13 protein-coding genes are annotated in these 14,201 nt (G+C 56.1%); 2 read left to right on the forward strand and 11 right to left on the reverse strand.

Going from position 1 to position 14,201, the window contains the following annotated elements:
• Positions 1-417 precede the first annotated feature (417 nt).
• The 6 genes from ARC63_RS22585 to ARC63_RS01050 form a co-directional block, all read right to left on the reverse strand.
• On the reverse strand, positions 418-1,434 hold the full coding sequence (locus tag ARC63_RS22585) for a thiamine-phosphate kinase (protein WP_082587793.1): 1,017 nt from the start codon (positions 1,432-1,434) through the stop codon (positions 418-420).
• The gene (locus ARC63_RS01025) at positions 1,431-2,546 is read right to left on the reverse strand and encodes a DNA methyltransferase (RefSeq protein ID WP_057502301.1); all 1,116 of its coding nucleotides are present in this window, start codon (positions 2,544-2,546) and stop codon (positions 1,431-1,433) included. Before ARC63_RS01025 ends, ARC63_RS22585 begins: the two co-directional genes overlap by 4 nt.
• A 10-nt stretch (positions 2,547-2,556) precedes the next feature.
• Positions 2,557-3,813, reverse strand: a complete 1,257-nt coding sequence (locus ARC63_RS01030) for an HD domain-containing protein (protein WP_057502302.1) — start codon at positions 3,811-3,813, stop codon at positions 2,557-2,559.
• Complete coding sequence (locus ARC63_RS01035; protein WP_139042350.1) at positions 3,810-5,000, reverse strand: hypothetical protein; 1,191 nt, start codon at positions 4,998-5,000, stop codon at positions 3,810-3,812. The genes ARC63_RS01030 and ARC63_RS01035 overlap by 4 nt, the downstream gene beginning before the upstream one ends.
• A gap of 2,583 nt (positions 5,001-7,583) precedes the next feature.
• Positions 7,584-8,657: a bZIP transcription factor gene (locus tag ARC63_RS01045; RefSeq protein WP_139042351.1), complete on the reverse strand. Its 1,074-nt coding sequence runs from the start codon at positions 8,655-8,657 to the stop codon at positions 7,584-7,586.
• 292 nt (positions 8,658-8,949) lie between these two features.
• Entirely contained in the window at positions 8,950-9,402 is a 453-nt protein-coding gene (locus ARC63_RS01050; protein ID WP_057502306.1) for a hypothetical protein, read from the reverse strand.
• 115 nt (positions 9,403-9,517) lie between these two features.
• On the opposite strand from ARC63_RS01050, the gene ARC63_RS23035 reads away from it, so the two are divergent.
• Positions 9,518-10,078: a MarR family winged helix-turn-helix transcriptional regulator gene (locus ARC63_RS23035; protein ID WP_139042352.1), complete on the forward strand. Its 561-nt coding sequence runs from the start codon at positions 9,518-9,520 to the stop codon at positions 10,076-10,078.
• A gap of 355 nt (positions 10,079-10,433) precedes the next feature.
• On the opposite strand, the gene ARC63_RS23040 is transcribed toward ARC63_RS23035, so the two are convergent.
• Both ARC63_RS23040 and ARC63_RS01055 read right to left on the reverse strand, forming a co-directional pair.
• A complete protein-coding gene (locus tag ARC63_RS23040) occupies positions 10,434-10,775 on the reverse strand; it encodes a hypothetical protein (RefSeq protein ID WP_139042353.1) in 342 nt (113 codons plus the stop codon).
• A 40-nt stretch (positions 10,776-10,815) separates the two neighbouring features.
• Positions 10,816-11,349 (reverse strand): hypothetical protein, encoded by a 534-nt coding sequence (locus ARC63_RS01055; protein WP_057502307.1) that lies wholly within the window; start codon positions 11,347-11,349, stop codon positions 10,816-10,818.
• 149 nt (positions 11,350-11,498) lie between these two features.
• On the opposite strand from ARC63_RS01055, the gene ARC63_RS01060 reads away from it, so the two are divergent.
• Positions 11,499-11,840 (forward strand): helix-turn-helix domain-containing protein, encoded by a 342-nt coding sequence (locus ARC63_RS01060; protein WP_057502309.1) that lies wholly within the window; start codon positions 11,499-11,501, stop codon positions 11,838-11,840.
• Between the two features lie 6 nt (positions 11,841-11,846).
• Here the strand turns inward: ARC63_RS01060 and ARC63_RS01065 are convergent, their stop codons facing one another.
• The 3 genes from ARC63_RS01065 to ARC63_RS22590 form a co-directional block, all read right to left on the reverse strand.
• Positions 11,847-13,049 (reverse strand): site-specific integrase, encoded by a 1,203-nt coding sequence (locus ARC63_RS01065; RefSeq protein ID WP_057502308.1) that lies wholly within the window; start codon positions 13,047-13,049, stop codon positions 11,847-11,849.
• 162 nt (positions 13,050-13,211) lie between these two features.
• Positions 13,212-13,583 (reverse strand): DUF7668 domain-containing protein, encoded by a 372-nt coding sequence (locus ARC63_RS23045; protein ID WP_139042354.1) that lies wholly within the window; start codon positions 13,581-13,583, stop codon positions 13,212-13,214.
• 2 nt (positions 13,584-13,585) lie between these two features.
• Positions 13,586-14,201: polymorphic toxin type 10 domain-containing protein (locus ARC63_RS22590; RefSeq protein WP_231298556.1), on the reverse strand; the 616-nt coding region annotated here is incomplete at its 5' end.

The following is a 14,201-nucleotide window of genomic DNA, read 5'->3' on the forward strand; positions in this document are numbered from 1 at the left end:
TGCGACCTACGCATTACGAACCCAGCCTAGTGCCCTTACTATCGGCCCAGGAGACTAGCAACTGATCGGATAGGCCCTACTCTGGCCAAGCGGGCCGGCATGGAGCGTTGCCTCCTGCGTACCGAGCTCGCTTGGCAACGCCGTTCCGGAGATCGGCCGGAACTGCCCCAACTGATGGTAAGCGCTACCTAAGCCTTGAATCGTCCAGACCATCCGCGACGCGGGCGAGAATGAGGACCTTCCTCATCTACAAGAGCAATCTAGAGCTAGGCACGTACCGAGGAGCGTCGTAAGCAAGAGCAACGCCAAAGAACCTCCGGAACAATGGCGACTCGCCCCTACGGCAAAGGAACAAACCGAGCCTGAGCAATGGTTTATACCTGCGAGGCCTCTAAGTGAATCTATACAATTTACTTCTTATGCTTCCGGAATGGGTATTGTCAATAGTCTCGAGACATAGCCGTCGATGCCCTCTGAAAACCAAGAGTCTTTCGCAAAACGCTCGGACTCAAGCCTTGGCACAACAGTTTTATGATCGCCACTCCCCCAATACACCTGACTTCCAAAATCCGCATTACCAATAACAATACAGTCGCTATCATTGCTTTTCGCAACCAGCTTGACGCGCTCAAAATTCACCGGGTCAATCGCACAAACCATGTTCCAATCGCCCCATCCGAGCATAAGTCTCACGGGATCCGAGTCACCTAGTGCTGCTGCCCCCCCACTACGCATCTGCACCAAATCAAGCGTTATAGATACCGAGCTTGCGACTGCGAGCTGCTGCAGACTCGGCAATAAACCATCGGAGTTATCGATAGACGCCTTAACCAAGCTTTGCCGACTGAGGGCAGCCATGACCTCGTTCTGTGCAATGGGCCGAAACAAAGGGCCGGTGCGATCCGCCTGCCGTCCTGAGCGAACAGCCAGAGCATCCCTCCAGAACGCTGGTGGCTTCCCCACCAGCACGATTAAGTCACCACTAGTAGCTCCACTCCGACTTAGCGGTTGCCTATCGACACACAAGCCAATACCCGTGCCTGTCGCCGAAAAAATCCCCGCCTCCTTGAGGTTACCACCCAAGTATCGGATCTTATGAGCCAAACACGCATCCCTAATGCCTTCTACCAATCGCTCAAATACACGAACACTCCAGTCAGAAGGGCACTCTATAGCGGCGAGGAGACCAATTGGATCACAACCAGATGCCGCAAGATCAGACGCATTTATAACAACCAGTAGCCACCCGACCCAATACTTATCGTCGTCACCACCAATCACGTAAGCAGCAGGAATCGGAACTGGATCTGTCGTTAAGACAGCCACGCCAGCGTCCACCTGCACCTGAGCACAATCGTCGCCCAACCCATCCACGAGCGGAGAAAGAAACCTTCTAATAATCTCTCGTTCGCCAAGGTCCAGAAGCGTACTCATCTAACCCTCCGATACACAGCAATCTGCTCAGAAAGAATACTGGGATTCTGCCTTCTCTGCTCGGAAACCGCGCGCTCAACCAAATGCACGGTTTGAAACCCTATGCCTTCCATAGCATCATGCAACTGCGCGATGTACCCACGTCTAGAGGCTGACTCACCGACCACCAGACAGCAGAAGCCACCCTCAACCAACTTCTCGCGACAAGCATCCATGACGCGAACAAGCTCGCTCATGTAACTTTCGTAGGCGTCCTTACGATGCCTCTTACTTCGAGCCCCAATCTCTTTGAGACGTACAGGCTCCACATCGGCACCCATCCATTCGGCTGTGAGCCTCTGAGACTTTGCGTAGTCGCTGACTCCGAAGTAAGGCGGCGACGTTACAACAAGATTGACCGAGCCTTTCAAGCGCGCCAGCTCCACCAGCGCATCACCATTTATTACTTGAGCCCGCCGCAAACGTTCGCCCGGCCCGAGATAAAGCTCTCGTGCAGCGTAGGCTCGCTCGATCATCAACAGGGAGCGAAGAAACTCAACCAGGACATCAGCCCGCCGGCTCGACAACGGCATAGTGTTGTCGCAGATATAACCCCAATGTCTGGTCTCTCGACAGACTCTAATAAGAATCGAAGAGAAGGCCAAATGACCAAGCTTGCTTGAATCGCCCCGCAAGCCATTCAGCAGCCCCCAAAGCACACTCAGCTGCCGCCCAACGTCAGGCATGTACCACTTATCCATCTGCACTGTTGGAGGGTGAAGAATCGGCTGCCGCATGCGCGTCCTCAACAAGTCCCCTTCCAGCTGGTCGCGCGCCAACTCAGCCAATTCGTGAAGTGCTCTTTTGATTACAGCCTGGCGCTTCGGAATAGTTTTCCCCGAAGCGATCATCGCAGCAACCGGATTAATCTCTACACCGACTCCCCGCCGCTTCAGACGCTGCGCCTCAACCAATGTAGTACCCGAGCCAAGAAATGGATCGAGCACGACATCGCCCTCATCAGATAACAAACTAATCAATCCCGCCGGGATCTGCGAAACGAACCTACAAGGGTGCCAGTGCAGCGCCGAAAATTCGGACTCGCTGCGAGACCCCTCAAAGTCCCAATTCATGTCTCGCAGCCTAGAAACTGAAGCTACCCTGGATCTCATTAAGAATCTCGCGCTCAATGGAAACTCGCAACACCTGGCCCTCGTCGATCTCCAGCTCGCACAGAAATCGTCTTACCGCCTCAATTCTCGCAGCCTTATGAACACTTCCAGAAAGAAGGAACGCATAAACCACGACACCACTAGAATCCTCACCAACACTCCAACTACTTAGTGAGTCGGGCGCGTTAAAAACCATTCTTCTGCCAAACGTTCTTTTATCCCTTTGAACAAACGGCAATACATCAGACTTAAGATCAGCAGAAAAGGAACTGAAAATATGATTATAAATCTCACGCCTCGTCAAAGTATCAAGAGCCGTGCCCGACCGCAAATGGATGCAGTAAGCAAGCAAGGGAAGCTGACCAAAAAAAGAATCTAGCAAGCGTTTGTCAACGAATCGACTTGCCGCCATTTTTGCCAACAGCTGCTCATCAGTCAGCGACCAATCGTCGACCGAGACTTCAGCCGAGCTCATAACTTGCCCTACAGCCCTAGACAGCACAGCCTGAGATGCAACCGTCATTGCGTCAAAAAACAGCACCTCGTAGACACGCTTTCGCACTGCAAGCCATTCTAGAACGTCAACTGACCATTCGCTTGATAGCACTAAGCATCCGGCCCTCGTAACATCTAGCTGGGATGCGAGCCGCGAAGGAAATTTCTTATCAAACTCTAGTCCAAGAGCCCACCCCATTCTGGCGACGTTATCAAGATTGTCGAAATCCAAAGTCCCGAATAGAAGAACAGACAGCGGATGGCGCTTCGAGAGGATGTCGAGCACCAGACCTTGATCAATGCCATTTCGCCCAAGGATCTTTAAGAATCCGACACCTCTATTCGCGAACACTGCGTGCGCGACATTAGAGGAAACACTCTGCCCGAGGAGAACGTCGCTCGCGACTCTCTCGTGATTCCAGCCGATCTCCTCAGCGAGCAACGTCTCGAAAAGGTGACCAAAGGGGGGAGTTCCCACATCATGGACCAGAACGCACGCTATCAGAGCTCTTCGCTCTTCCTCGTCAAAAGCTGCCAACCGTGAGGTCGTGCAGATGTGCAATACGCCCATCGTATGGGAAAAGCGGCGAAGATCACCTAGCGTCGCGGTAGTTGGCGCAGTTGTATTGAGAAGTCGGACGCTCCCAAGGCGCCTTACCTCCGGGGCGAGCGCAAGGGCCTCGACATACTTCGGCACGTCGAATGCACCATAAAGAGGATCGAAGATCCTCATGACCTTCGCAAGACCGAACTGATTGAGCTAGCCGTTATCCACCCCAGAATTACGAGAAGCACAGCAGCTGTACCCTTCGCGGCGGGAACATCTGGCGCACACGCAGAGAGGAAGGTCCCAAGACATACAGAGATCGCTGGAAACCACTTATCAAAAAACTTGTTCTTCCGCTTCTTGAAAAGAAAAAGTACCGCCCGCAGAAAATTTTGCGACCCGAAATCGACCGCACTGCTTGCAACGAGAATCGAAGCCCAGGCCTGATTTAGCGAAGAAGCCCTAGCACCCTCGCCAACGATATACAGTCCATTTTTCGACACCATCGACAGCGCCACGGCGTTTGCCAAATCGAGGCCCACCAATGAAGCCATTGTCTTCTGCTTACACTGCAGCGTCGCAATTCCAACTAACAGATTAACGGGGGCAATAACATATTCGCGACCATGAAGAAGGCGCTTCTTTACGCGCCATTTGTAGTCATAGAAGTGAACAGCAAGGTAGTCTCCCTCCTGCATTAGATCTCGCCAGGCGGAGGATCTCAGAATGCGGTAGAACTCACTCATATTGTCTTGGCGATTCACCACAACAGCCAACGTGTGCATCACCGAATCCAGCTTTGACTTACCCGCGCCAGACATTGGCAACGGCGACTGATTACGAGCCCACCTCACCGAAACATCACACACACCCGTCTTTCCAGGTGCCATCAGCGAGAGGCCCAGAACTACCATGGACGAAGCAAGCGTCCTACTACGCTCATCGTGCTCACTATTGCTAACCCACCACTCCCCCCAAGAGCCATTGGAAAGCTGGCGGGCGATCAGTTCGCTTCGGATGTCATCCGCAAACTTCGAAAAATGCGCACCTGCCATTCGAACGGCTAGCAGAACGAGCGCCAAGCGCACGTTCTGAGAAAAAAGCTTGAGCTGCTCGCTCTCGCCCTTCCTGTACAAATTCCATTCATTTTCTAGCTCTTTAACGGCCTCATTGTTCGCAGGCAGGTCAACGTGACCGTTTGCGAGGGCACTAACGATCAGGCCGGCAGATGTTCCATAGGGTCCGATCTGCGTATGCCCTCTATCTCCATCAATAAATTGCCCCCATCCTCGCCCCGCTTTTCCCTCGACGCTCGACTCCGAGAATCGGCTGGATAGCAAATCCAGTGCGTGCCCGGCGATGTTATCAACCATGGCGCTTTTCCCACTCTTCGCGAAGCTCCTTAGCGTAACGGAGAGCGTCGTCGCGATTTGGATAATCCCTCCAAGAGGCAAGCTCTGTTCTGTCAATCGAACTAGCTATCATTCTTCTTAGCAACTGACGGGGAGCCCCGCTTGGCCCCGAGCAAATATCCCACGAGCGCTCGCTCTGAGATAATAGAAAATACTCGCCAGGGCCGGTAGCCCCTAGAGAATCACTCCATTCGGAGTAATTTGCAGTGACGCCAAAGTTAGATAACAACTCAGGACTCTGCTGGGGGACATCAGGAAACACAAGAAGATGCGCGTGATAGCAGTGCCTGTCGGCAACCAAGGTCTCGACGCATAGGGGAACTCTCCCATGCTCTCCAACGGCAACCTCCATCCCCATCCGTCGAAACATTGCACGTATTTCTGATAGAAGCGGGAAGAGCGAATTTCCACCATCTGAATGATCGTCAGCCCAAGAGGGGACATGCTCTTGCGTGGCTACAATCGTATAGTAAGGAACGATCGGGCCAAGGCCACACAGGGCATAAGCCCCCCCTTTTCTCGCAAACACGAGGTCCTCAGGCGGCGCACACAAGAAGCATCCGTCTGCCGCGGTCATTTTCGTTGGGTCCATTTCCACAACCACTACGCCCCCCCCCCTGGGAGATAGAAATGCTAGCTGCAACTGATACCGCAGGACGTCAACGATCCAGCTTGGATTGCAGGCGCCTTGCGATCTTTGCTAAAAAACCGCCAGCCCGGGCAGCAAGGAGCCGATTAAATTAAGGTCTCTGCTGCTTGGGCAGTCTTCTGTCAGACAACCAATGCCACTTCAACTATCGCTCTTACGTAGTGCATCTACACCTCCGTTCACTTCGGCACAGACGAGCGAACATTCCTCGTCTGCACTGAGACTTGGATCCCTTGATGCAAATCACCCCTTCCCCAGTCTATTAGGGAACTGGAGCGCAAACAAGCACTTATGCGAACACAAGCCTCAAGACAGCAAGTGTCTTGAACCTGCCTCCGAATAAGCAAGATACAGCCGACAAGGCCAGTCCAACAAGCGCCCCCTAAAATGGCATCTTCTAGCCTTACATTTTCAGTGAATTCCACCCAAAGGTGACCTTTGGGCACGGCCTGGGCACACAAGACGGGGGGGGGGAACGATCCAGCTCGAAGAGCGCTGCAGTACTGATGCAGTTACCCATGGCACCACAGATGGTCAGGCGCCCTTTTGGATCAATGACTTAGCCAACCCCAACTGGCAACCAGGGTGCCGATAAGTGCCTTGTAAGCCAAGTAGCCGTCACTTTGAGCCGATTCGGGCCCGTGAAGCCCCATGGAAAGCCAGGTTGGACTCACACCTACTTTCAAGGCGGACAGCGGCTCGCGGTGTACGCGCCTCGAGACCGAACCTACGTGTAGTACCTCTCATTGACGTTACGGTTGCAGGCGAGACACTTCCGATATGCACCAAAGCGCCCAGTACGCTCCCGGCCAAGCAAGCCACCGCATTCGCACACCAGCTGGCTGCGCCCTTGATCCCAGCGCCATAGCCGCACAGTAGCGACAAGTGCAAGGGTGACCGATACCGCGATAGCCAACGCAGGGAGCCATCGCGCCATCGCATACACCCCTGCAAGCACCGGACTCTCCCGGAGCATTCCCAACGGCAGCATCAGCAGCAACCCCAGCGCCAAAGCCCCAAGTGCGGGCGCATACATCCTTACCATCATCCACGTCCAACGATCCATGTAGCCGTCCCGCTGATTGTTTTATGCATCCTTGAGCATATCGGTCGCAGGGGATGAGACTTGAAAGGAACACATTCCTTACCGCCCGTACAAGATCGAACACCACCGCACGCTTCATACATGGCCACCACATCTTGCGGTTGCAGGCACGAGCTCGTACACCGCCGCCCACACGTTGCACGTTAGGCTTAGGGCACATGGACTTTGATAGCGCTTCGTATGCGCTTTACATCCGCATGCGGGACCTCCAAAGCGCGCTTTCACGGCCAAGTCCCCGTGCAACCTCGCGGCCAATTTCGCCGTGGATCAATGACAACTGCGGTTCACAACAATCGACATGATTATCCGGGTAGCCATCGAATCGACCATGTGTCATGTGGATCGTCATAAACACTGCATACATGGGCGAGCAATCTATACATCACAGTGATTGCCGGGAGGTTGCGCTCATAAGCGGCCTGCAGGATGCTCGCCAGGGCTCACCAGAAGCTCGCTGAGCGCGCCGCAGTACCGGCCAGCGACACCCCTACGCAAACACCGGTGGGATTCAACACAGAGGCTTACAGATCATCCTCGATGACTCCGAGGCGCGCTCTCCACACAACCCCGGCTATAATTTTCTGCGCGTCCCCGAAGGGGCGCGCATCTGGACCCGAGGTGCGAGGGCCGAAGGCCCGAGTACCGATGGGACCAGTCACGGGACATCAACGTTGGCATCCCAATAAATATCTACCTTCTCAAAGAGAAGGTAGTTGCTCTTGATTTATAGCTCTTATGGGGCCGCTGACAAGCAAGCTCGTTTGCGCTCATAAGACCTTATTGGCGCTCGCTATGCAGCCAGTTTTCGCCGTTGCTCCTCGCGATGCTTGCGCTGGCTGTTCCGGTTCTGCTCACGCCTCCTGTCCGCACGGGGATCGCCAGAGGCGCCTGCCGCGTTCAGCGCGCGTGTCACCTTCCGCTTTACGCTCGAGCACTGCACGGCGAATGGGCAGTTGTGACACGGCATATCCCGCACGTCGTTACGATTGCCGATGCACGCCGGAACGTATCCTTCAGGCGCGTCGTTGACCTCAGCAGGCACGGCGACCATCGCTAGCGCATCCCGGACCATATCTGCTTCAAACATCGCCTTGGCACGCGCCTCTGCCAGCGGTCCACCAGCCCCAAGATATCGCGCCAATTGGGCGGAACGGTCCTTTGCATGCAACACATCTGCACGCAATGCTCGCATTGCCGCAGCATGCACGGGATCTTCTCCAGACGGCTCCATAAAGAAGCGCCGATCCCAAGCGGGCAAGAACAACCGTTCACTAGCTTCAGCCCAGGTCGGATGTCCTCGCATCCATGCACCGAACAACTTCCCGGAAATCAGCTGGTTTGGCAATGGTGGGCGCTTCGCCTTCCGGCCCACGATCCATCGTTCCATGACGACCTCGCAGAACAGATCGTACGGCATTCCCAGTTCGTCAGCCTTCTGACGGGCCCGCCACAAGCTGGTAATAACCGCCCTGTCGTTCAATGCGAGACTTGGCGCACAGGGCTGCTTATGCGGCGCTTCGGAAAGGTCAAAGTGGCGCGCCCAAGCAGCACGGTACGCGGCGGTGTATGCCTCCGTGAAGGCCTGCGTGGCCTGCACCGGGGACATGTAGCGGTTCCCGATCCAACGGTTGCGCAGCAACAATGCCTCTTTAGCAAGCAAGCCTTTATCGATGTACGTGCGCTGGAAGACCAGCTCTCCCACCTGTCGCTCCACGGGATCAGCCGACTTCAGCGCGCGCTGATACGAGGCATCCCTGCTCTGCGCCTCCATCATGTTCTTCGCAGACGCCTTCTTTCGGGCCGGATTAGGCCGTTTTACCTTTGCCTTCCCGCCCGTCGCGCCTGACTCTTTGTTCCTAGCCATTCTCCTGCCCTCCTCGATAAAGACAGTGTTATACCGACCGGGCCGATGAAATCGCCGGTCTTCTGATGTTCACTAGCGCACGGCGCGCCCGGACGCTTCCGCTGCGGGCGCGCAATGGATTGGATGAGGGAACGGCCCCCAAGCGGTTGGATGGCGCTATCGCCAAATGTGACAGCCTGAACTTCACCTGGTCCCAGGCCATCCCTAGCCATCACGCTCCTTAGTGCCGTTAGGCGCAGAGGGGCCCCTCCGCACCCAACATGGTCGCCAAGGGCCGCTACCGGCTCGGGCCTCAGCGACTGACGGCGTCGAGTTCCATCACGTGCAGCTGTACTTCAGCAGAGACAAGCATTGCAGGAGTGATGCGTTTCTTGCCGCAGTGGCGCAAGTAGGTCACAGCACGCTGAACGTAGTCGCGGTAGTTGATACCGGTCATGTCAACCATCTGGCGAGCTTTCCAGATCGCACGGAACATCGAGGCATCGCATACGCGCAGGTCGAAGCGACGGTCAGTAGTCCCGATGTAGCGCTGCAGCATGTTCGCAAACTCAGTTGTGGCCTGGAATGCAGTCATCTCGCTGTAGGTGGAGGCGCGATGGATCTCGCACACCTTATCCAAGACCAGCTGCTCACGGCCCATGATCGTTTCAGAAATTGCGCTCTGCGCGGCGTGCAGCGCGTCCCTGCCCTCACGCTGCGCAGCGAAGAGGCGGGTGGAGCGATCAATATTGTTGTGCTTGTGCATGGTAGTTCTCCTGGTTGCTAGCGACTGCGAAATTGCCGTCGCTGGAAACAAGGTTGCCAAGCAAGTAAGTGGCGGACCCATTGAATTCAACCAGTCCACCACCTTAGGATGTGGCATGAGCCAACCACCCCATCCTGAGTTCAAGGCACTATTGATACTTGCCAGCGGGCTGACTAGTGATCTTGAAGTCCGCCTCAAGGAATACGACCTATCCCTCTCTGGATTCCTGGCGCTAGAGGCTATCGAGCGGGCACAAGGTGCCAACGCTTATCCGATGACGCGGGCGAGCCTCGCTCGACTGATTGGCACCACTCCAGCATCGATGTCTGTACTTGTTGGGCGTCTGATACGCAAAAAGATGGTGTCAGAAACGTCTATTGATGCCCGAGCTAAGAGACTTGCGATCACATCATTCGGGCACTCTAAGCTCGCTGGAGGAAAGGTAGCCTGGGAGGACACCTTTGAAAATCTTAGCGAGGCTCTATCACCCAACAGCAAAAGCCAGCTTCTGAAGGCCATTGATAAGCTGAAATTGACGCGTGAACACGAGCGCAAAGAGGAGCATCGAGCGGCCTACATGCGCACCCTCTCAAAGCAGTCAACCAAGAATGCAGTTGCAAAGAACCATCAACAGTCCAGAGTTGCTGAGTCCCGAAGGAGGGCTGAGCTCGAATGATCACGGCTGTATGGAGTGATCGATTCCGGTCCCCCACTACGGCAGCTAGGTAACGCGGCCTTCGCGAACCATCTAGGACTTCGTGCTTTGGATACGGATCATCCGCGCACATACTTAGAACCCGTTGTTCGCCAATGCGCACCAATCGCCGCACAAGGCTAGCCTGACAGGGTCGCTACTCCCCTGCATCGACAGCCCTGGGACAGCCCCAGATTGGCCGACAGGGCGATCCTAGAGCATCTATTCTGTGCAGCCAGCACGGCGACTGAGACAGTAGCCAGGTGACACCTCAGCTAGCGTAAAAAGGCCCACTGACGTTGCCATCAGCGGGCCTGGTTGCGGCAAATCTAGTTGCTCAGCGAGGGCGAATGCCCAAGCCCAGCAGCACAGCCCCAGCGATGGTCAGTGCTTGCCCTACTGCTAGCGCATGCATGTTGGCAATGTTGCCGTAACCGCCTGCTGAGGGGTTGATCAGGAAGTAAAGCCCAATGGCGAGTGCAACTAGCCCCAATGCCACACACGCCGCTGTCGAGCCACGCTCTTCCCGGGCGTTCGCGCTCGCACGATTCGATTCAATAATTGCCTTGGGCAGGTCCGCATAGCACTTAGGACACTTCGCGGATGATCTACCCGAGGGGATGGCAGCACGGCAAGCCGGGCATTGATAAAGGTTAGTTGCTGGATCGCTGGTTTGCATGTTCTCTCCTCCATGATTGGATGCACTGGGGTTTCCGACGTCAGCCACCCGTTGGACTACCCACCTGAGCGTCCTTGAGCAGATCACGCAATGCAGCGCGTTGCTCATCGTCCAGGCTGTATTCGGTATCGCAGACCCGGACCTCGATCCTGTTGGCACCGGTGAAGGCCCCCGCTTCTGCCAAGGTCATCTTCTTGCCGAACGAAAGGATTGCGTACTCGTATCGATTGAAGGCGGGCATGTCGCTGGGAAGCGAAACAGCCCTTCCGTCCACGAGCATGTCAAAGCTTGTACCGGCACAGCGAACGTCATAGGACATGTTGAAGGTGACGATGGCCGAAACAGTGAAAGAGTCCGACTTCGTAACAGCGCGGTCTCCGTCTACTACGCTGTGCAGGCTCAGAGAAATGCCCCTGCTGGTCTTCGACAGCTCCGATAGCTCCACTTTGGCCTCGTAGGAGGTTCGATCCTTGAAACGGTCGTATGACCGCTGTTGTTGAGCCACTACCTCCCCGGGAACAACAGCCGTCAGCACCAACGACATGACGGCAACATGCGTAATCCGGTTCTTCATCCCAACGTCCCCGACTGAGCGCTGACGGGCCCGGCCACCCCTTGCAGCCAGTCATACCTCGCACAACGCTATATACTGCTATGGTAATGACTTTTACTGATCAGGTATATGGCCCATGCTGCTGCAGGTTCACAGACCGTTACCTCCGCGTGCCCTCGGCCACTGTCATTACTGCAACGTTTTCCAAGCGGCTCTCCGAAGCTCGAGCACTGCGCGGGCTGTCCCAGCGCGCGCTGGGGGCGCTGGTGGATAAGGACCAGGACAAGAACCGGGGTGCCGTGCTGATCAACAGGTACGAGCGCGAACGAAACCAAGCTGACATGACCAAGGCTGCGGAGTTAGCCAAGGCATTGGATGTCCCGGTCGCCTACCTGTTCGCTGAGGACGATGACCTGGCTGCGGCGATCTTGGCTTTCGCTAAGCTTCCCTCTGGGGAGCGCCAAAGGATGCGGGAAGAGCTAGAGCGTTTGGCTGGGGAGCAGAGGGATTAGCCCCCCTCACGCCGCCAGCTTGGCAACTGCCGCCGCCAGGGTGTCCGGGGCCAGGTGGGCGTAGCGAAGAGTCATGGTGATGTCTGCGTGTCCCAAGAGCTCCCGCACGGTGTTCAGGTCCACGCCTGCCCGGACCAAGCGTGATGCGAAATGATGGCGCAGATCATGGAAACGGAACTCTTCAATGCGGGCGTTAGTAATAAGCTTGCCCCACCCTTTCTTGATGTCGGTCACGTCGAAGACCTTACCCGCACGGCGCTCGCCCGCTTGCCCAGCCCAACGCTGCAGGACTTCCATGGCTTCGACGTTTAGCGGGATGTGACGCTGCCTACCGGACTTGGCGCTCTCGGCGCGAATGGTCAGCATCTTGGCTTCCCAGTTGATGTCAGCCCAGGTCATCGAAAGCAACTCACCCCGCCTCATGCCCGTATTCATCGCTGTAAGCACCACCGGGGTCAGGTGATCGACGTACCCGTCCATCGGCAAGTCAGGCAGAACCGCTTGCCGGTACTTACGTCGGGCAGCATTCGCGTTCGCCCTCCCCTCAACCCCGGCCAAATCGCGCGCTGCCAGCGCGGCCCGGAGCATCGCTTCCTCATCTGGGGACAGGAACCGAACCACCTTGCGGCTAGCTGCTGATCGCTGACGCATGCCCATGAGGGGGTTAGTCTCGATCAGCTTCCACTCAACGGCCCGAGACAAGGCAGACCGCAGGCAAGCAAAGTCGCGCGCTGCGGTAGCCTTGGTGACGGCGTCAGGGCCAGTGACACGCCCGCGCCACCATCGCTCCATTGTGGGCGCGTCAATTTCGATAATCTGACGACGCAGCAGCCACGGGAACACCGATCGGATGCGGTCCGGATACTGGCGACCACCCTTGAGCTCGGCAACCGCCCAAGGCTCGAAATGGTCGTTGAGGAGCACTTCAAGCGTGCAACTGGTGGGCTTGGACTTTGCGAGTGTCGGCAATCCCGACTGAACGTATTCAGCAACGGCTTGCCGGGCTTGGTCACGGGCCTGATCAAGTGTCAGATGCTCAACCGACCCCAAGGTACGACGCTTACCGTGCGCCCAGGTCACGATCCAAGCTTTGTGGCCCGAGGGTTGCACTCGCAGAATCAGGCCGCGAACCTGAGAGTCCCTGAGCTCGTAGGGGCGATCTCGGGGTTCTGCTGTGAGAACGATGCGCTTGGTGAGGGCGGATGACATTGGGCGGAGCGTCCGTAAGTGGCGATAAGGCCAACTTAGGACAGGATGCAAGGCCATGTTTGGATGCGGATCGTCCGCAGTGCACAGCCCCGCCCCATGTAGCCGCCAATTAAGTCACCACTTAATCTGAAAACCGATGAAATTCGAACAGACCTTCAGGTTCTACGGCACGTATACCAAAATCACCTCGTATCGATACCCATCACCAACTTCGTACACGTGAGCCTGAAGCACTAGATCACTCCTCCCCTCTTCTTCTGTGTAAAGATCAACCAGAACATTCCAAAAATCTCCATACCAGATGCAGACAGAAGAGTTCCAGGACTCATCTGGCAGCCTTTTCAAGTGTGCGCCATACGCGCGAATGTTCTCTAGCGCGCTTGCCCACACATCTGGGGCCTGAAGGGTTACCTGCGGTAGCGATGGTTCGCCACCTTGAATCAGAGCATCAACGATGGCTGCGAGCGTGGGCCGCCAAGCTTGCGGCACCGCAGTCTCGTTCTCACCATCTTTAGCTATGGTCGTCTCATTCATTGCTAATCTCTCCCGTGCAATTGCTTGTGACAGTCCAAACAGACCTCGGCATGATTGGAGGAAGTTGTGGGACCACCGTCGGCGTGTCGCTCGATATGATGCCCGGCGGAATTACTCCGATCAATTGACGTCCCGCAGCCTGTCGCGCACTTTCCACCTTGTTCAGCTCGCTTGGATTCTCGTGCGGAATCAGTGAACAACCGCTGCGGGTCTCGTTGTGCTACTGGAACTGCCCCCGGGCCCGTGGGTGGCTTTGGAAGATCTCCAACCATCTTGCCCGCGTCGCCGAGCTTTTCAGCTGTGCGCGCACCGTCAACAGCCTTCTCAAGTCCCCTGGCTGCCTTGATTGCCGTACCCGCGCCTCCGGGAACAAAGGGCACTGCAGCTGCCGTCGCATCAATCGCCACGCCGATTGAGTCGACAATACCTGCCCCCACATTACCTTGGCTAAAGTTCGAGTAGGCACTGGTCGCGCCCATCGCAATGTTCGCAACGTCCCATACGGTCTCGACAATGCGTCCATCAGGATCTTTGAACTTGTACGGATTCCCGTTCGCATACCGATAGCGATTGAATTGCCCAACCGGCTGGTCATACGCCGTCACCGGATCCACGGAC

Source organism: Stenotrophomonas geniculata ATCC 19374 = JCM 13324, assembly GCF_001431625.1.
Taxonomy (GTDB): domain Bacteria; phylum Pseudomonadota; class Gammaproteobacteria; order Xanthomonadales; family Xanthomonadaceae; genus Stenotrophomonas; species Stenotrophomonas geniculata.

Coding starts and splice junctions, on each gene's coding strand:
- ARC63_RS23040 (WP_139042353.1), bottom strand. CDS start 10,775: ATGCAAACCAGCGATCCAGCAACTAACCTTTATCAATGCCCGGCTTGC.
- ARC63_RS23045 (WP_139042354.1), bottom strand. CDS start 13,583: ATGAATGAGACGACCATAGCTAAAGATGGTGAGAACGAGACTGCGGTG.
- ARC63_RS01065 (WP_057502308.1), bottom strand. CDS start 13,049: ATGTCATCCGCCCTCACCAAGCGCATCGTTCTCACAGCAGAACCCCGA.
- ARC63_RS01055 (WP_057502307.1), bottom strand. CDS start 11,349: ATGAAGAACCGGATTACGCATGTTGCCGTCATGTCGTTGGTGCTGACG.
- ARC63_RS01045 (WP_139042351.1), bottom strand. CDS start 8,657: ATGGCTAGGAACAAAGAGTCAGGCGCGACGGGCGGGAAGGCAAAGGTA.
- ARC63_RS22585 (WP_082587793.1), bottom strand. CDS start 1,434: ATGAGTACGCTTCTGGACCTTGGCGAACGAGAGATTATTAGAAGGTTT.
- ARC63_RS01025 (WP_057502301.1), bottom strand. CDS start 2,546: ATGAATTGGGACTTTGAGGGGTCTCGCAGCGAGTCCGAATTTTCGGCG.
- ARC63_RS01035 (WP_139042350.1), bottom strand. CDS start 5,000: ATGGTTGATAACATCGCCGGGCACGCACTGGATTTGCTATCCAGCCGA.
- ARC63_RS01050 (WP_057502306.1), bottom strand. CDS start 9,402: ATGCACAAGCACAACAATATTGATCGCTCCACCCGCCTCTTCGCTGCG.
- ARC63_RS01030 (WP_057502302.1), bottom strand. CDS start 3,813: ATGAGGATCTTCGATCCTCTTTATGGTGCATTCGACGTGCCGAAGTAT.
- ARC63_RS23035 (WP_139042352.1), top strand. CDS start 9,518: ATGAGCCAACCACCCCATCCTGAGTTCAAGGCACTATTGATACTTGCC.